The organism is Conexibacter woesei Iso977N (genome assembly GCF_000424625.1).
GTDB lineage: Bacteria > Actinomycetota > Thermoleophilia > Solirubrobacterales > Solirubrobacteraceae > Baekduia > Baekduia woesei_A.
The window spans coordinates 1,885,762-1,901,569 of record NZ_AUKG01000001.1; the positions used below are offsets into that span (position 1 = coordinate 1,885,762).

Annotated in this window: 19 protein-coding genes and 1 tRNA gene; 12 read left to right on the forward strand and 8 right to left on the reverse strand. The window is 71.3% G+C overall.

What is annotated here, in order from left to right:
* Position 1 precedes the first annotated feature (1 nt).
* A complete protein-coding gene (locus H030_RS0109250; RefSeq protein ID WP_027005908.1) occupies positions 2-385 on the forward strand; it encodes a hypothetical protein in 384 nt (127 codons plus the stop codon).
* Positions 386-403: 18 nt separating this feature from the next.
* Here the strand turns inward: H030_RS0109250 and H030_RS36760 are convergent, their stop codons facing one another.
* Entirely contained in the window at positions 404-1,036 is a 633-nt protein-coding gene (locus H030_RS36760; RefSeq protein WP_051222166.1) for a TetR/AcrR family transcriptional regulator, read from the reverse strand.
* Positions 1,037-1,207: 171 nt separating this feature from the next.
* Between H030_RS36760 and H030_RS30715 the strand changes: the two genes are divergently transcribed.
* From H030_RS30715 to H030_RS0109280, 5 genes are all read left to right on the forward strand, one after another.
* A complete protein-coding gene (locus H030_RS30715) occupies positions 1,208-2,347 on the forward strand; it encodes a multicopper oxidase domain-containing protein (protein WP_027005909.1) in 1,140 nt (379 codons plus the stop codon).
* A gap of 19 nt (positions 2,348-2,366) precedes the next feature.
* Positions 2,367-3,707, forward strand: a complete 1,341-nt coding sequence (locus H030_RS0109265) for a right-handed parallel beta-helix repeat-containing protein (protein ID WP_155891939.1) — start codon at positions 2,367-2,369, stop codon at positions 3,705-3,707.
* Complete coding sequence (locus H030_RS0109270; RefSeq protein ID WP_027005911.1) at positions 3,704-4,078, forward strand: cupredoxin domain-containing protein; 375 nt, start codon at positions 3,704-3,706, stop codon at positions 4,076-4,078. The genes H030_RS0109265 and H030_RS0109270 overlap by 4 nt, the downstream gene beginning before the upstream one ends.
* A gap of 30 nt (positions 4,079-4,108) precedes the next feature.
* Positions 4,109-4,708: a DNA-3-methyladenine glycosylase I gene (locus H030_RS30720; RefSeq protein WP_035126042.1), complete on the forward strand. Its 600-nt coding sequence runs from the start codon at positions 4,109-4,111 to the stop codon at positions 4,706-4,708.
* Positions 4,709-4,890: 182 nt separating this feature from the next.
* On the forward strand, positions 4,891-6,030 hold the full coding sequence (locus H030_RS0109280) for a hypothetical protein (protein WP_155891940.1): 1,140 nt from the start codon (positions 4,891-4,893) through the stop codon (positions 6,028-6,030).
* An 82-nt stretch (positions 6,031-6,112) separates the two neighbouring features.
* On the opposite strand, the gene H030_RS0109285 is transcribed toward H030_RS0109280, so the two are convergent.
* From H030_RS0109285 to H030_RS0109315, 7 genes are all read right to left on the reverse strand, one after another.
* A complete protein-coding gene (locus H030_RS0109285) occupies positions 6,113-7,432 on the reverse strand; it encodes a lipase family protein (protein WP_027005913.1) in 1,320 nt (439 codons plus the stop codon).
* Between the two features lie 372 nt (positions 7,433-7,804).
* Positions 7,805-9,004, reverse strand: a complete 1,200-nt coding sequence (locus tag H030_RS0109290; RefSeq protein ID WP_196809058.1) for an MFS transporter — start codon at positions 9,002-9,004, stop codon at positions 7,805-7,807.
* A gap of 9 nt (positions 9,005-9,013) precedes the next feature.
* Positions 9,014-9,223 (reverse strand): hypothetical protein, encoded by a 210-nt coding sequence (locus tag H030_RS0109295; protein ID WP_027005915.1) that lies wholly within the window; start codon positions 9,221-9,223, stop codon positions 9,014-9,016.
* A 49-nt stretch (positions 9,224-9,272) separates the two neighbouring features.
* A complete protein-coding gene (locus H030_RS0109300) occupies positions 9,273-9,719 on the reverse strand; it encodes a hypothetical protein (protein ID WP_155891941.1) in 447 nt (148 codons plus the stop codon).
* Entirely contained in the window at positions 9,716-10,216 is a 501-nt protein-coding gene (locus tag H030_RS0109305; RefSeq protein ID WP_027005917.1) for a DNA-binding protein, read from the reverse strand. The genes H030_RS0109300 and H030_RS0109305 overlap by 4 nt, the downstream gene beginning before the upstream one ends.
* 59 nt (positions 10,217-10,275) lie before the next feature.
* Positions 10,276-10,348, reverse strand: a tRNA-Thr gene (locus H030_RS0109310).
* A 17-nt stretch (positions 10,349-10,365) separates the two neighbouring features.
* Positions 10,366-10,902 carry a hypothetical protein gene (locus H030_RS0109315; RefSeq protein ID WP_196809059.1) on the reverse strand — a complete coding sequence of 179 codons (537 nt, stop codon included), beginning with the start codon at positions 10,900-10,902 and terminating at the stop codon, positions 10,366-10,368.
* A gap of 49 nt (positions 10,903-10,951) precedes the next feature.
* On the opposite strand from H030_RS0109315, the gene H030_RS36765 reads away from it, so the two are divergent.
* The 6 genes from H030_RS36765 (at position 10,952) to H030_RS30730 (ending at position 15,808) form a co-directional block, all read left to right on the forward strand.
* Positions 10,952-12,616, forward strand: a complete 1,665-nt coding sequence (locus tag H030_RS36765; RefSeq protein ID WP_051222168.1) for a 1-acylglycerol-3-phosphate O-acyltransferase — start codon at positions 10,952-10,954, stop codon at positions 12,614-12,616.
* A gap of 21 nt (positions 12,617-12,637) precedes the next feature.
* Positions 12,638-13,171, forward strand: coding sequence for an RNA polymerase sigma factor (locus tag H030_RS0109325; RefSeq protein WP_081690636.1), 534 nt, complete (start codon positions 12,638-12,640; stop codon positions 13,169-13,171).
* Positions 13,172-13,178: 7 nt separating this feature from the next.
* Positions 13,179-13,526 carry a hypothetical protein gene (locus H030_RS0109330; RefSeq protein WP_027005920.1) on the forward strand — a complete coding sequence of 116 codons (348 nt, stop codon included), beginning with the start codon at positions 13,179-13,181 and terminating at the stop codon, positions 13,524-13,526.
* An 87-nt stretch (positions 13,527-13,613) separates the two neighbouring features.
* On the forward strand, positions 13,614-14,198 hold the full coding sequence (locus H030_RS0109335; protein WP_035126045.1) for an RNA polymerase sigma factor: 585 nt from the start codon (positions 13,614-13,616) through the stop codon (positions 14,196-14,198).
* Complete coding sequence (locus tag H030_RS0109340) at positions 14,195-14,932, forward strand: anti-sigma factor (RefSeq protein ID WP_027005922.1); 738 nt, start codon at positions 14,195-14,197, stop codon at positions 14,930-14,932. Before H030_RS0109335 ends, H030_RS0109340 begins: the two co-directional genes overlap by 4 nt.
* Before the next feature lie 39 nt (positions 14,933-14,971).
* Entirely contained in the window at positions 14,972-15,808 is an 837-nt protein-coding gene (locus H030_RS30730; RefSeq protein WP_081690637.1) for a rhomboid family intramembrane serine protease, read from the forward strand.

Sequence of the window (15,808 nt, forward strand, 5' to 3'; positions counted from 1 at the left end):
CGTGATCCTCGCCTCGGCCGGAGACGTCGTCGCCATCGTCGTCGTCGCGATCCTCGTCGTGCTGCTCGTGCTCTTCGTCGGCGGCTACGTCGTCCTGGGCCGCCGCCGCACCGCGTCCGAGGCGGAGCTGAAGCACCGCATCGAGGCCGCCGACGCGGCCCTCGCCGACGCCCGCGCCGACGACAAGGGCTGGGAGCGGGCGACGATCGAAGCCGCGGCGCGCGCCGCGGTCGCGCCGCGTGAGGCCAGGACGCTGAACCTCGTCCAGGTCGTCGACAAGCCCGGGACCGACGCCGACCAGGCGGTGTTCCGGGTGGTCCTGCAGGACGGCTCCGAGGACACCGTGACGCTCGGGCGCCGCGACGGCGCCTGGATCGCCCTCTAGGCGCGCGCTCGCCCCGCGCTAGGCGCGGATCAACCCGGACAACAACGCGCGCAGCGTCGCGCGCAGCTGCTCCGGGGTCAGCGGCTCGTGGCCGGAGGCCATCAGCCGCAGCCGCAGCCCGTCGATCGCGCAGACCAGCAGGATCCCCGCGGTCCGGACGTCCTCGGCGCCGAGCGCGCGCATCGCGGTCTCCGCGAGGTCGTCGGTCCCGTCCTTCCAGGCCGCCAGGATGTCCCGCGCCTCCGGGCGCCGCGCCGCCTCCAGCTGCAGCTGGTACTGGGCCAGCATCGCGACCCGCCCGGACTCCGTCAGCTGGTCCTCGATCCACGCGGCCAGCGCCTCGACGGTCATGTCGAGGTCGGCGGCCAGCTCGCCGAGCGCGTCGCGGCGGGCGCGCAGCAGCGCGATCTCGCGCTCGGCCAGCGCGCCCAGCGCCTCGTCGATCAGCTCGTCCTTGGAGCGGAAGTAGTACGACGTCGACGCCGCCGGCACACCGGCCTCGGCGGCGACCGCGCGGTGGGTCACCGCGTCCAGCCCGTGGGCGCCGATCAGGTGGATCGCCGCCTCCAGCAGCTCGGCACGACGCTGCTCGCCGCGGCGGTCGCGGCGGCCTCGCGTCGGGGCGCTGGCTGCGGGTGGTGGACCGGCCATGACGGGGACCGTAGCCGACTTTCGTTCATTTGTCTTGGACAACTGTCCAGGTCTTCGTGTACAGTGCGCGCCGCTGCCGGAGGAGAGCCGCGCCCGCACCGGGCGTTCCCGTACGACAACCGTCGTTGTCTGGCTCACTCGTCCCGAACCCCCCGGACGCGCTCCCCACACATGACGCCGGATCCCCTCGAACCGTTCGACCCCACCACGAGCCGCCGCCGCTTCCTGCAGGTCGGCGCCGTCGGGGCCTTCATCTGCACCATCGGCGGCAAGGACATCTCGCTGTCCAGGGCCGGCGACGCTGCCAAGGCCGATGCGGCCGCGCGCACCGTCAAGCGCCCGCCGCTGGCCGGCGGCCGCAGGCCGACCGCCCGCGCCGCGGCCGCCGCGACGCCCAAGGGCAGGACACCGGAGCCGACCGAGTCCCAGACCTACGTCACGCCGTCGCCGCAGCCCGGCGGCCGCGCCGTCGAGTACTGGATCCAGGCGACGACCGTGAAGTGGACGGTCGTCCCGACCGAGCGCGACGACTGGCACGACGTCAAGATCCCTGGTCCGTCGACGTTCACCGCGACCGTCTACCAGCAGATGACCGAGGGCTTCGCCGCGCCGTTCGGCCCGGCCGCGATCCCCGGCCCGCGCCTGCACGCCGAGGTCGGCGACACGCTCGTCGTCCACTTCCGCAACAACATCACCGGCAAGCTCGCCCAGCCGGTGACGATGCACCCGCACGGCGTGAAGTACAACCCGGAGTACGACGGCGTCTTCATCGGCGACTACACCCGCGCCGGCGGCTTCATCGACTCCGGCGAGGAGTTCACCTACACCTGGGAGTGCGTCCCGGAGGCGGTCGGCACGTGGCCCTACCACGACCACGGCCCCAACCACACGCTCAACACGTTCCGGGGGCTCTTCGGCTCGCTGACCATCCGCGAGAGGGGCGACCCCGGGCCGGACGCCGAGCAGGTCCTGTTCATGCACCAGCTCCAGCCGCCGGTCACCGGCCTGAAGCGCGCGTACCAGTGCTTCAACGGTCGCGCCTATGCCGGCAACACGCCGATCGTCCGTGCCAAGGTCGGCCAGGACGTCGCGATCCACATCATCGGCATGGACAACAACTTCCACGACTTCCACATCCACGGCCACCGCTGGAAGGACGAAGCCGGAGCGTTCGTCGACACCCCGTCCGTCGGTCCCAACGAGACCATCACGGCGCGGTTCGTCGAGGACAACCCCGGCCGGTGGCTCTACCACTGCCATGTCTTCGCCCATCAGGACGGCGGCATGGCCGGCTGGTACCTCGTCGAGTAGCACTAGGAGAGAGATGCACGTGTCCCACCGCAGTTCCATCGTCGCCGGCGTTGCCACCGTGGTGGCCGCGCTCGCGCTCGCCCCGGTCGCCGGGGCGGTCAACTACCCGCCGCCGTCGTTCCCGACGGGCGCGGGTTCCGCCAAGCCGAAGGGCCCCTTCAAGACCCTCAAGGTCTGCAAGGGCAGCAAGAAGTCCTGCTTCCCGACGATCCAGTCGGCGATCAACAAGGCCAACCCGGGCGACACCGTCAAGGTCGCCAACGGGACCTACCACGAGGCGCTCAAGATCACCGGCGCCAAGAAGCGCTACCTGAAGCTGACCGGCAACCCGTCGGATCCGTCGAAGGTCGTGCTCGAGGGCAAGGGCACCAGGGGCTCCAACGGCGTCCAGATCAACGGCGCGGTGAACGTCACCGTCAACGGCTTCACGGCCCAGCACTACAAGGCCAACGGCTTCTTCGCCGTCAACACGAAGGACTACACCTTCACCAACCTGCACGCCTTCCTGGTCGGCGTGTACGGCATCTACGCCTTCAACTCGGTCGGCGGCACGATGACCGACGACGTGTCGGCGTGGAACAGCGACTCCGGCTACTACATCGGGCAGACCCCGCCGCAGACCAAGCCGAAGCGCTCGATCGTCAAGAACGTCGTGTCCTACGGGAACGTCCTCGGCTGGTCCGGGACGAACATGCGTTACGTGACGATCAGCAAGTCGAAGTTCTACAACAACGGCGCGGGCATGGTCCCGAACACGCTGAGCAGCGAGAGGTACCCGCCGGAAGAGGACAACGTCATCACCGACAACGACATCTTCTGGAACAACTACAACTACTACGTGGGCGCGCCGTTCAGGGTCGGCAAGGCCGCGGCGGACTCGACCGCGTACCCGGTCGGCGTCGGCATCCTGCTCTTCGCGGGCCGCCACAACCGCATCGACAACAACCGCATCTACGGCAACTGGCTGGCCGGCGCGGGCATGATCCAGCAGATCATCCTCAAGCCGAAGCTGCCGGACGTGTCGGAGCTGATCGGCAACCAGATCACGAACAACCAGTTCGGGCTCAACGGGACCGACCTCAACGGCCGCGACATCGCCTACGACGGCACGGGCAGCGACAACTGCGTCGCCGGCAACACGGGCGTGACGTCGACGGTCGGCGCCGCGGACGCGTCGGGCTGGCCGGCGTGCCCGTTCAGCGGGGCGAACACGTACTCGGCCGACGGCCAGACCCAGATGGTGAACTGGGCGCTGGACAGCGACCACGAGAAGTTCCTGGTCCAGCACCCGCACTCGACGCAGGCGGGCCTGTCGCCGCTGCTGCACTACGGCGACTACGCGGGGACGAAGGCCCCGTGAGGGGTCGCACGACCGCGATCGTGACGATGGTGGGGGCCGCGGCGTTTGCCGCGGCCCCGGCCTCGCTGGCGGCCGCGACCACCAAGGGCAAGACCCGCAAGGTCAGCGTCAACGACAACTACTACGGGCCGTCGAAGCTGACCGTCCACGTCGGTGACACCGTCGACTGGGTCTGGTCCGAGGACGAGACCGACGTCCACGACGTCGACCTCAAGACGGCGCCCAAGGGCGTCAGGAAGTTCCAGTCGGATCCGCTCAGCGCGGGGGAGAGCTTCAAGCGCAAGCTCACCAAGCCCGGCACCTACAAGATCATCTGCACCTTCCACGAGGAGGAGATGAAGATGACGATCACGGTGAAGAAGGCGAAGTAGCGCCGCTCGTCGCTTTGTAGGTTCGTCGGCATGACCGCCGCAGAGCTGCGGTGCTTCGGCGCCGACGACCCGCTGTACCGGCAGTACCACGATGAGGAATGGGGACGCCCCGTGCGGGATGAGGTCGCTCTCTACGAGCGCATCTCGCTCGAGGCGTTCCAGTCCGGGCTCGCGTGGATCACGATCCTGCGCAAGCGCGACAACTTCCGCGCGGCCTTCGAGGGCTTCGACCCGGTGAAGGTCGCGCGCTACGGCGCGGATGACTTCGAGCGGCTGATGGCCGACGCGGGGATCGTCCGCAACCGGCTGAAGATCGAGGCGACGATCGCCAACGCACGTGCGCTGCTGGACCTGCGCGAGGCGGGCGAGTCGCTGGTCGACGTCGTCTGGGCGCATGCGCCCGATCCGGGCCGCCCGGCGCCGGCCGGCTGGGGCGATGTCCCGGCGGTGACGCCGGAGTCCAAGGCGCTGGCCAAGACCTTGAAGCAGAAGGGCTTCCGCTTCGTCGGGCCGACCACCGCGTACGCCGCGATGCAGGCCTGCGGGCTGGTCAACGACCACCTCGCGGGGTGCGTCGCGCGGGCCGTGACGGAGGCCGCGCAGACAGCCATCCGGCATGAAGAAGTGTGAGTTCTGACGTCCCGCTGTTGGAACGCGGCTCCGGTGACGATACGGTGGACGTGCACATGAAGCACCCGTACTCCCCTACTTGTTGCTCCGGGCCAGATGCGCCCGGACGCCCCGCGCCCGGAGCGGCGCGGTACATCAGCCCGTCGAGCCCTGCTCGGCGCCTGCGTTAGGGGGCCTGCGACATGGCCCCCGTGCAGGTCGCGGGGGCCCCACGCCGGGGCAAGACCCCGCAGTGGACTCCCGAGTCCGTCATCACCGAGATCCAGCACTTCGTCGAAGCGCACGGCGAGGTTCCGCGGCTTGCGGACCTCAACCCGGGCCAGGCGAAGATCACCGGCCAGATCTGGCGCATCGATCGTTACCGCGCCGGCTGTCCCATCTGTGGCTCGGCCTACCCGTCGGCGAACGCCGCCCGTCGCTGCTTCGACGGCTCGCTGGAGCGCGCGATCCGCGCCGCCGGCTTCGAGCCCGCCAAGCGCGGCCCGCGCCGCCGCACCGAGGTGGACCTGAGCGAGCGCGCGACCCAGCGCCTCGAGCACGACGCGCGCGTGGCGATCGACGCCGCGCTGGCCCGTGCCGGCGAGGCCGAGCAGCGCGCCGAACGTCTTGAGCTGCAGCTGGAGCGCGCGCGTGCGAAGGCCGCCGTGGCGCCGAAGGTCAAGACCAAGATCGTGCGCGAGCGCGTCACGGATGCCGCGGCCCTGGCCCGGATCACCCGTGCGCGCGAGGCCGCCGAGGCGCGCGCGATCGTCCTGAGGTCCGAGCTGGCCGAGGCCAAGATGGACGCCGCCGAGGCGCGCCGGACGGCCGTCAAGCTGGCGTCGCGCCTGGAGCGCGCCGAGGCGACGATCAGCGACGCGCGTGCGCAGAAGCGCGGCGTGGGCGCCGAGCTGGCCGAAGCGCAGGCGCGGGCCGAGGAAGCCGAGCGGCGTGCCGAGGAGGCCGAGCGCCGCGCCGAGCTGGCGTCGGCCAACGCAGTCCGGGTCGAGCGCGTCGTCGAGGCGCCGCCGGAGCAGGCCGTGATCGACGAGGCGCTGGCGCGTGCCGCCGCCGCCGAGGAGCTCGCCGTGCGCGCCGAGTCGCGCGCTGCGCGTGCGGAGCGCGAGTACGCGGAGGTCGCGGTCGCCGCGACCGGCGCGCCGCGCAAGCTGACCGCCGCCGAGCTGGACGAGCTGCGCTCGGACGGTCCGGCCGGTCCGGCGCTGCTGGCCGATGCGCTGAAGGCGCTCGGCGTCGCGCGGCGCACGGACAACCGGTTCAAGCTGGAAGAGGCGCTGGCTTCGGTGGCTTCGGCCGCCGTGACCTGGCGCGACCGGCTGTAGCCGTCACACCGACCACATCATGTTGCACCGAGGGCCGGCGCTGTGTGCGCCGGCCCTCGGTCGTTCTTGGGGTTGTTGGTTGCTAGCCCTCGGGGATCGGGTCCAGGGCGTTGCCGGGCGCGATCGACGAGCAGTTCGGCGTCGTGGGGAAGCCGCTGAAGCGGCCGAGCAGCCATGGTGTTGCCGAGGCCAGCCACGGCACGGCGGTCGTGACGTGGGAGAGGGCGTCGTACTGCGTGTACTGGACCTTGGTGCCGGCTGCGCAGTACCTGCGGGCGAGGGTTCGGACGTCGCCGGCGATCATCACGCCGTCGCCCCTGCCGATGCCGGGCTTGGTTCCGGGCGTGCCCTCCAGCTCGCCGTTGGCGCCCTGGCCGATGAACAGCGGCGTGGTCGGCGTGCCGCCCGTGCCCATGATCAGCTGGTTGGCCGCGTGGACGTAGGCCGGGACGCTTTCCGGCTGTGAGTACTCCGGCTTAGCCATCTGGGCCCAGGTGAGGCCGGGGTACTGGCCGAGGACCTGGGCAATCGTGGCGTGCTGGAGCTTGTTGTAGATCTGCAGGCCGTAGTCCGACAGGTAGGGCGTGAGGTCGATGCCGAACGCGCGCGAGACGCCGATGATCGCCATCGGCAGGACGCCGGCCCAGACCGAGGAGCCGTCCACGTAGTGGAGGTTGTGCGCGGGGTCGACGAGGACGCCGCCGAAGGCCGCGCCGACCAACTTGGTGTTGATGTCGGGCGCGTAGGTGGGGGCGAGCTCTGCCGCCCACTCGGTGGCGATCGCGCCGCCGGAGTAGCCGAGCATGCCGATCTTGGGGTTGGCGCCCTGGAGGTGCGTCGCGGGCGCGGCGAGCGCGGCGCGGAGCCCGTCGAGCGTGTTGTAGCCGTACTCGGGGCCGGCCGCGAAGTCGGCCTGCTGGCCTTCGGTGTCCGGGATCGCGACGGCGTAGCCGCCGAGGAGGAACGGCTGGACGAGGTTGTCCTCCAGCTGTGGGATCGCGCCGCCGAGCGAGATGCCGCCGCCGGAGATCGTGTACGACGGCTCGTCGTCGGGGTTCAGGGAGTCGTAGAACGACTGGTAGGAGATGATCCTCGGGGCGCCGAGCTGCAGCGGCGGGAGGAGCACCGAGGTGACGTTCGTCGCCGGCCGGTGCTGCTGGTCGGTCGAGCGGTAGAGGATCTGGACGGCTTTCACCAGCGTCGGGATCCCGACGACATGCAGCTGCTCCGTGCGCGTGTTGAGCACGGTTCCGGGTTGCAGTTGTGCGAGCGGCGTCGCTCCCGAGTACCTGTAGAACGGATCCTGCCCCGGCCTCGGCGGAGCAGCACTCGCCCCTGCCGCACCGATCAACAACACCAACATGCTCGCGACCAGCGCAAGCCCTGCTCCCCGACGCATCATCCCTCTCCTCCCGCAGATGAACCGACCCGTACAGAAGACCCTTTACCCATCACGCCCCATCTCACCCCTCAAATCCCGCGCCCAGATCCCGCGGCACCACACCGCCTGCGCCGCGACATCACTCCGCGCACCGCCGCCGTCCCGGATGAAGGCGCTTCGCTTGACCGTCATCGCTCGCCACACCGCGACCGGTCACGCTCTTCGCCGCCACCCGTCCGGCATCAAGTCACGCGCTCACTTCGCTGTGGCAGCGCGACCGTCTGTTCCGCGGTGTCGCGTCGCTGCAGCGCACGCGCCGTTGGCTGAGAAGGTCGTCGTCGCCCGCTGCGCCGCCAGCGGTCGCGGTCTCTGCCGCGATGCGTCCGGCCCGAGCTACACGCGCACCGCGCCGCGGCGGCGGTCTTCGGCCCACGTCGACACCGGGACGGTCGCGAAGCCGGCGGCGAGGAAGAGTGCGCCGAAGGCCAGCCAGCCGGCGGTGCCGAGGGCGACGATCGCGGCCATCAGCGCGGGGCCGAGCATCGCCGCCAGGGCGTAGCAGGAGGAGGCGAGGCCTTGGTATTGGCCTTGGGCGTCCTCGGGCGCGAGGCCGAAGCTGAGGCCCCAGGACGACGCGGCCTGCGTCATCTCGCCGAAGACCTCCACGACGGCCGCGGTGACCACGACGAGCGCGGCGGTCGCGGCGCCGGCGACCGCGCCGGAGAGGGCGAAGACGACGCACGACGCGGCGAGCAGCACGGCCGCGAGGACCGCGACGCGGGCGGCGCCGGAGACGGTCTCGCTGCCGCGCGCCATCGGGACCGACAGCGCCGCGACGAGCACGCAGTTGATGAAGAACACGATGCCGACGGTCACGCGCGGCGCGTCGGTGTGGCCGATCCAGAGCGGGATCCCGACGTCGAGCAGCGAGTAGTGCAAGGTCATGATCGCCACGAGCGCCATCACCGCGAGGTAGGGACGGTCGCGCAGGACGACGAGCCGCGGGCCTTCGGCGGCGGGCGGCTGGGGCGGCACGTGGGGGAGGCGCAGCGTCAGCACGAGCGCGAGCGCATACGAGGCGGCGTCGCCGAGGATCAGCGTGTCGTAGGCGGCGCGCGTGTCGATGACGATCGCGAGCGCCGCGATCCCGGAGCCGATCGCGAACCCGACGTTCGTGACCGACCGCAGGACCGCCCGTCCGCGCACGCGGTCGGCGGGCGGCAGCGCCTGGGCGATGAAGCCCTGGCGCACCGCCGACTCGGCACGGTTCAGCGTGACGACGAGCGCCGCGACGACCAGGAACGCCACGAACGACCTGGTTACGACGTACAGCGCCACCGCCGCCACCTCGCAGACCAGGATCCCCGCCAGCACCTCCCGCGGCCCCCGCCGGTCCGCCAGATGCCCGACCGGCACCCCGACGACCACGCCGAACACCCCGGCGACGGTGAGCCCGACGCCGACCTGCCCACCACCAAGTCCTACAACATGCGTGAAGTACAGCACGACCACCGTCGCCAGCAGGCCGTTCCCGATGGTGTTGACCAGCGTGATGGCCGCGAACGTGCGGATCGGACCGGGCGCCCGGAGCATCCCCATTACCTAGTACCTCCGCAGCAGGTGGCGAAGGAGCAGGAACGACGCGACGAGCACCACCGCCGGACCGACGGTGATCTCGACGAAGTCCCCCGTCGTGGCAGTCCCGCCGACGTTGTCGACGTCACCGTGGTTGGACAGCACGTAGAGCCCCCACGACAGCACAACGCCGGCGCCGACCATCACGACCAACAACCCCGCCTCGACCAGCCTCATCCCGAAGCGATACGCACGACCCCGCACCGGTCAGATCATCGCAGGCTTGTCAGCCACCCGGACGAGTCGGCCGCTTGGCCTTCTTCTCGGCTCGGCTGAGGCCAACCGAGGGCCAGCCGTCGTCGCCGCAGCAATCGGGCTTCTGCTCTCGCTTCTGACCCGCGCCACCGATGTCGTACTCCGTCGCGAGCGAGGCGTAGAACGCGGGGCCGTCGTGGCGACCGATGTGCACGATCTGACCGCCGTCCTCGTCGAAGGTCAGGATGACGCGCCAGTCACGGTCAAGGTGGACGCAGCAGTACTCGGACCAACGGCCATCTCTTGCCAGCAGTCGGTACCCGGCCGCTTTGCACGCCCGGGCCTTGAGCGCCGCCCGCAACTGCTCGAACGCGTCGGTGGAGTCCCCGCGCAGCGTCTCGCGCACCTCCTGGGCGGCGGGGGTGATCCGGAGTCGATGGCGCCCCGGGGCGTCGGCGGTCCGGTGGCGACGGCTCAAATCTCGACGAGGTCGCCGCGTCGTGCCTGTTCTGCGGCACGCTGGAACGACTCATCGCCTTGGACGTGCTGGTCGTGCAGATACGCCGCCAGCGCCTCGGTCCACTTCCGGCTGGGGTAGCTGTCTCTGACCTGCAGCAGGATCCGCTCGACCTCGACCACGCTTCGCGGCTCGATCTCCACGGGCTTGCGTCCTTCGAGCGCCCGGAGCAGCCCTTCGCCGACCCACTTGCGGACCGTCGGCGGCGTCACCCGCAGCTTGGCTGCCGCCTGATCGACGGTCACCCCGACCGGCGCCTCGAGGGCCTCGGAGATCCGTTCGGTCGTCGCGGCGAACAGGTCGACGAGCGCGCGCAGGTGCTCGAGCGAGGCCTGCTCAGACGAGGCGTCCAGCTCGGCGCGCATCTGGGCCAGCCCTGCCCGCAACTCCTCGACCTCGAGCTGCGCGAGCGCGTTCTTGCGCTGCATCTGCTTGGGCTTGGGGAGAGCCGTCGTCACGGCTACACCGTACTCCACGTTTCAGATATCGCCAAGAAAAACAAAGCGACCCAGACGAGAGCCGGAGAGGGGACTCGAACCCCTGGCCTGCTGTTTACAAGACAGCTGCTCTACCAACTGAGCTACTCCGGCGAGGCCAGCGCCGGAGTCTAGGCCGCGCCGGTGATGGCGTGTTCGATGTTGCCGTGGCCGTTGGTGGAGATGACGTGCTCGTAGGAGGGGATGTCGTCGTCGGGCTCGTCGTTCAACCGGCGTTCGAGCTCGCCGAGCACCAAGCCGAAGAGGAAGTGGCGCCAGGTCGCCTGGGCGAAGGCGGCGGCGGAGGTGCCCAGCGTGGGCAGCTCGTCGCGGGCGGGGTGGACCCGGTCGGTCAGCAGGACGAGCGGCCAGGAGAGGGCGTGCTCGCCCAGTCCGGCGGCCGGGCCGCGCAGCCACGAGGGCAGCGGCACGCGCCGTGCCACGTTCGCGTAGACCGCCCCGAAGAGCGCCCCGTTGCCCACGTGCATCGCGGTGCCCACGACACGCCACGCGGGAGACTTCCGCGTCACCGCCTTCCCGAGCAGCTCGGTGTCGTCGTACCTCACCCCGAAGACCTTCATGTCGAGCGGTTGCTGTGCTGCCCAGACAGAAGCGGCGACCGCCCCGGCGAGGGCGCCACGGGCGGTGCGGGTGCGGTCGATGGCCATGCCGACCACTGTAACCCCGGTCCCCTTGGCCGTGTACCTCCAGATACCGATGGAGAACCGTCACCTGACCCGCGCGCGCAACAAGGGCGTCAACCCGTTCGTCTACTGGATCGTCCGCGCGCTGTTCCAGCCGTTCTTCCACCTCTACTTCCGGATGTCGCGCATCGGGCGCGAGCACATCCCCGCCGACGGGCCGGTGATCTTCGCCGCCAACCACCGCTCGTTCCTGGACCCGTTCGTCATCGCCTGCATGTCGCGCCGGCCGCTCTACTACGTGGCCAAGAAGGAGCTGTTCGCCAAGCCGCTGACGGCCTGGTTCCTGAACTCCCTCGGCGCGTTCCCGATCGACCGCGGCGCCGCCGACCAGGACGCGATGTCCACGGCACGCGAGATCCTCCAGCGCGGCGACTCCGTCCTGATCTTCCCCGAGGGCACCCGCATCCGCCCTGGAACGCTGGGCTCCCCGAAGCGCGGCGTCGGCCGCCTGGCGCTGGAGACCGGCGCGCCGGTCGTCCCCGTCGCCGTCATCGGGACCGAGAACATCCGCCGCGGCTGGCGCATCCGCCCGCACAAGGTGTCGATCCGCGCCGGCGCGCCGCTGCGCTTCCCGACCGTCGCCGAGCCGAGCCCGCAGCTCGCCCAGGCCGTCACCGAGCGCATCTGGCCCTGCGTCATGCTCCAGTGGGAGTGGCTCGGCGGTCTGCCGCCGATCCGCCGCGCCGCCGTCCTCGGCGCCGGCTCGTGGGGCACCGGCCTCGCGGTCGCGCTCGCCCGCGCCGGGGTCGAGGTCGACCTCGGGACCCGCACCGCCGCCCAGGCGACCGCGCTCCAGCAGACCCGCGTCAACGACCGCTACCTCCCGGGCGAGCCGCTCCCCGACACCATCAACATCGTCCGCTGCGCCGACCTCGAGCTCGGCCGCCACGACCTCGTCGTGCTCGCCGTCCCGGCCCGCGCGCTCCCGGAGCTCATCGCCGCCCACGGCGCGCAGATCCCGCAGCGCGCCGGCCTGCTCGTCGCCGCGAAGGGCCTCGTCGCGCCGCACGGCACCACGCCGTCGGTGTTCATCGCGCAGCGCACCGGCGCCCGCGCGATCGCCGCCCTCGGCGGTCCCGCCCACGCGGCCGACGCGCTCGACCACGGCGCCGCGCTCGTCGTCGCCTCCGCCGACCGCGGCTTCCGTCGCCAGCTGACCGACCTCCTCAACAAGGCCGGCCTCTACGCCGAGAAGTCCTCCGACACCGTCGGCGTCGAGCTCGCCGGCGCCGCCAAGAACGCCGCCGCGCTGGCCGCCGCGACCGCCGCGCCGGCCGGCCCCAACGCCGTCGGCGCCGCCGCCGGGCGCGTCTTCGCCGAGGTCGACGCCTACGCGCGCCAGGCCGGCGCGCAGCCCGAGACGTTCGCGGGCCTCGCGGGCGCGGGCGACCTCGTCGCCACCGTCCTCGCGCAGGGCTCCCGCAACCGCCGCGCCGGCGAGCTGCTCGCCGCCGGCACCCACCCGGACGCGATCGAGGGCCAGATCGGCCAGACGCCCGAGTCGCTCGACGCGCTCCCGCTGCTCGCGCACGCCCTCGCCGTCGCCGGCGTCGACGCGCCGACCGTCGAGGGCCTCGCGGCCGTCGTCGAGGGCACGGCCGACGCGACCGACTGGGCGGCGACGATCACCGCGCCCCCGCGGACCTCCAAGTCCAAGCGATTCGTCCGGGCCGCGTAACCGCCGGATAGGCTGCCGTGCGTGTCTTCGGACAAGGCGAAGCTCGATGCGGACTTCTCGGATCTCTACCGAGCGCATCTGAAGGACGTCTACTCCTACGCCTACTACCGGGTGGGCAACCACCACGACGCCGAGGACCTCACGGAGCAGACGTTCCTGCAGGCCTACCGGCACTACGAACGCGCGGTGGCGGAGTCCGACGGACGCCCGCTGCGCCCGTGGCTGATCCGGATCGCGCACAACCTCGCCGCGAACCTCTACCGCGACCGCTCGCGCAAGCCGCAGTCGCCGATCGAGGACTCCGACTCGCTGCGGACGACGCACACGACGGAGGACCTCGTCGAGGGCCGGGACGAGCTGGCGAGGATCCTCGAGGGCGTCAGGGAGCTGCCGGACGACCGCCGCGAGGCGCTGATCATGCGCTTCGCGCTCGGCATGGACAACCGCGAGATCGCGCGCGCGATGGGCAAGACCGACGGCGCCACCAAGGTGCTGCTGCACCGTGCGATCAAGCAGCTCGAGGAGATCGTCGCGACCAGGAACGGCGGGGGGTGAGCGCACGATGAGCGAGACGTTCGGAGACTTCGAGGACCTGCTGAAGCGGGCGCTGGCGCCGGTCGACCCGCCGGCCGACCTCGCCAACCGCTTCGAGGCGACGCTGACCGAGCTGACCGAGCTGGCCCAGGACGAGTGGGAGTCCTGGGAGCTGGCGGCGATGCGCGACCCGCGCAACTGGGTCAGGCCCGTCGCCGCCGCGGCGATCGGCACGACCGCCGGCGCCGCGCTGGTCCTGCTGCGCGTCCGCCAGCAGCATCGCCGCCGCGCCGCCAAGGCCTCCGGCCCGATCGACCTCGCCGAGCGCACGCTGCACGCGGTCGCCGACGAGACCCGCAGGATCCTGGACCGTTGATCCGATGAGCGGCCTGCGGCGTAGGCAGTTGCCGTGGGGCGCTTCGAACGCAGACCGTCGCAGGGCCAAGCGCAGGGCCAGGGCCGCGTGAGCAACGCGCACGACGTCACGCTGCTCGCCGACGAGGACCTGATGCCGCTGATGCGCCAGGGCGACGCCGCGGCGTTCGAGGTGATCTACGAGCGCCACGCGACCGCCGCGTTCTCGCTCGCCTACCGGATGACCGGCCGCCGCGGCGCGGCCGAGGACGTCGTCCAGGAGGCGTTCCTCTCGCTCTGGCGCTCCGGCGCGCGCTACGACCACACGCGCGGCAGCGTGCGCACGTGGGTCCTGGCGGTCGTCCACCACCGCGCGATCGACGTGCTGCGGCGCGGGCTCAAGCACGACTCGCGCCGCGCGAGCGACGAAGGGCTGGAGGAGCGCTTCGAGTCCGGCGACCGCACCGACGTGCAGGCGGTTCGACGCGAGGAAGCGGCTGAAGTACGCTCCGCGCTCGCCGCCCTGCCCGACGAGCAATCGCGGGCGATCGAACTTGCTTACTTCGGAGGCTTCTCCCATTCGGAGATCGCCACCATGTTGGAGACCCCCATCGGCACCGTGAAGGGACGCATCCGGCTCGGGCTCGAGAAGCTCCGGGGCGAGCTCGGCAACTTCGGGGAGGTCTCGGCATGAGCGACCACCTCAACAACTGCCAGCACCGCGACGACGCGGGCCCGTGGGTCCTCGGCGCGCTGGGCGCGCCGGACGCCGCCGCCTTCGAGGAGCACCTGACGGTCTGCGACGCGTGCACGCGCGAGGTCGCCGAGCTGCAGGTCGTCGCCGACGTCCTGCCGATGGCCGCGCCGCAGGTGCTGCCGCCGCCGGCGCTGAAGGACCGCCTGATGGCGACCGTCAACGCCGAGGCCGAGCTGCTGCGCGCCGCCGGGGCGCAGGCCGACGCGCCGGAGCGCGCGCCCGCGCGGCCGCGCGCGCCCGTGGGGCTCTTCGGCTGGCTCGGGCGGATCCGGCCGCTGCCGGCGATCGGCGCCGCGACCGCGGTCCTGGCCGCCGGCGTGCTGATCGCGGTCCTGGCCACCGGCGACGACGGCGGGACCACGACGTTCACCGGGACCGGCCCGAAGGGCGCCGCGGTCGCGCTCCAGGTCGACGACCGCCACGACGGCAAGCTCAAGTTCCAGCACATGACCGCGCCGCCGTCGGGCCGCGTCTACCAGGTGTGGCTGGTCACGGGCAGGGAGGCGCCGCGCCCGTCGCACGCGCTGTTCAGCGTCTCCAGGGACGGCTCGGCGACGATCGAGATCCCCGAGTCGTTGAAGGGCACCGACCAAGTGCTGGTCACCGACGAACCGCCCAGTGGCTCGCCCGCGCCGACCGGCTCGGTGGTCGCGGGCGCGAAGCTCAGTTGACCTGAGCTTCAGCGCGCACTGCTAGCGTGCGCCGCCTCAATGGCCACCTGCTATCGCCATCCCAACCGTGAGACCGGCGTCTCCTGCTCCAACTGCGGCAAGCCGATCTGCCCGGACTGCATGACGCCGACGTCGGTCGGGATGCGCTGCCCGGACTGCGCGAGGCAGAAGACGAAGGTCCGGACCGCCGCGCAGATCCGCGCGCGCTCCGAGAACCCGGTCGTGACGATGGCGATCATCGCGATCTGCGTCGTGCTGTTCCTCGCCGAGGGCGGCGGGATCGGCCTGCAGTCCTCCGGCCAGGGCTGGATCTACGAGAAGTTCGCGCTGCAGGGCTACACCACCATCAACTTCGGCCACGACTACTGGCGCCTGCTGACCAGCGGCTTCCTGCACGCCGGCCTGCTGCACATCGGGTTCAACATGTACCTGCTGTACCTGATCGGCAGGGAGTTGGAGCCGACGATCGGCTCGCCGCGCTTCGCCACCGTGTACTTCACCGCATTGCTGGTCGGGTCCTTCGGCGCGCTGGTGCAGACCTCGACCGCGGTGGTCGTCGGCGCGTCGGGCGCGGTCTTCGGCCTGATGGGCTACGTCTTCATCGAGCAGTACCGGCGCGGGTACGACCCGCTGCGCGGTGGGATCGGCGGGCTGATCCTGATCAACCTGGTGCTCGGCTTCATCCCGTCGTTCAACATCGCGGTCGGCGCGCACATCGGCGGCCTGATCGCCGGCGGCGCGATGGCGTGGGTGTTCGGCGAGGCCGACAAGCGCCGCCTGACGTGGGCGGGCTACGCGTTCTGCGCGATCCTCGTCGTCGGCGCGGTGATCGGGTCGATCGCCGTCAGCGACAGCATCCACAACTACAAGTTGTAG

Coding starts and splice junctions, on each gene's coding strand:
- H030_RS36760 (WP_051222166.1), bottom strand. CDS start 1,036: ATGGCCGGTCCACCACCCGCAGCCAGCGCCCCGACGCGAGGCCGCCGC.
- H030_RS30715 (WP_027005909.1), top strand. CDS start 1,208: ATGACGCCGGATCCCCTCGAACCGTTCGACCCCACCACGAGCCGCCGC.
- H030_RS30720 (WP_035126042.1), top strand. CDS start 4,109: ATGACCGCCGCAGAGCTGCGGTGCTTCGGCGCCGACGACCCGCTGTAC.
- H030_RS0109280 (WP_155891940.1), top strand. CDS start 4,891: ATGGCCCCCGTGCAGGTCGCGGGGGCCCCACGCCGGGGCAAGACCCCG.
- H030_RS0109285 (WP_027005913.1), bottom strand. CDS start 7,432: ATGATGCGTCGGGGAGCAGGGCTTGCGCTGGTCGCGAGCATGTTGGTG.
- H030_RS0109290 (WP_196809058.1), bottom strand. CDS start 9,004: ATGCTCCGGGCGCCCGGTCCGATCCGCACGTTCGCGGCCATCACGCTG.
- H030_RS0109295 (WP_027005915.1), bottom strand. CDS start 9,223: ATGAGGCTGGTCGAGGCGGGGTTGTTGGTCGTGATGGTCGGCGCCGGC.
- H030_RS0109315 (WP_196809059.1), bottom strand. CDS start 10,902: ATGGCCATCGACCGCACCCGCACCGCCCGTGGCGCCCTCGCCGGGGCG.
- H030_RS36765 (WP_051222168.1), top strand. CDS start 10,952: ATGGAGAACCGTCACCTGACCCGCGCGCGCAACAAGGGCGTCAACCCG.
- H030_RS0109330 (WP_027005920.1), top strand. CDS start 13,179: ATGAGCGAGACGTTCGGAGACTTCGAGGACCTGCTGAAGCGGGCGCTG.
- H030_RS0109340 (WP_027005922.1), top strand. CDS start 14,195: ATGAGCGACCACCTCAACAACTGCCAGCACCGCGACGACGCGGGCCCG.
- H030_RS30730 (WP_081690637.1), top strand. CDS start 14,972: ATGGCCACCTGCTATCGCCATCCCAACCGTGAGACCGGCGTCTCCTGC.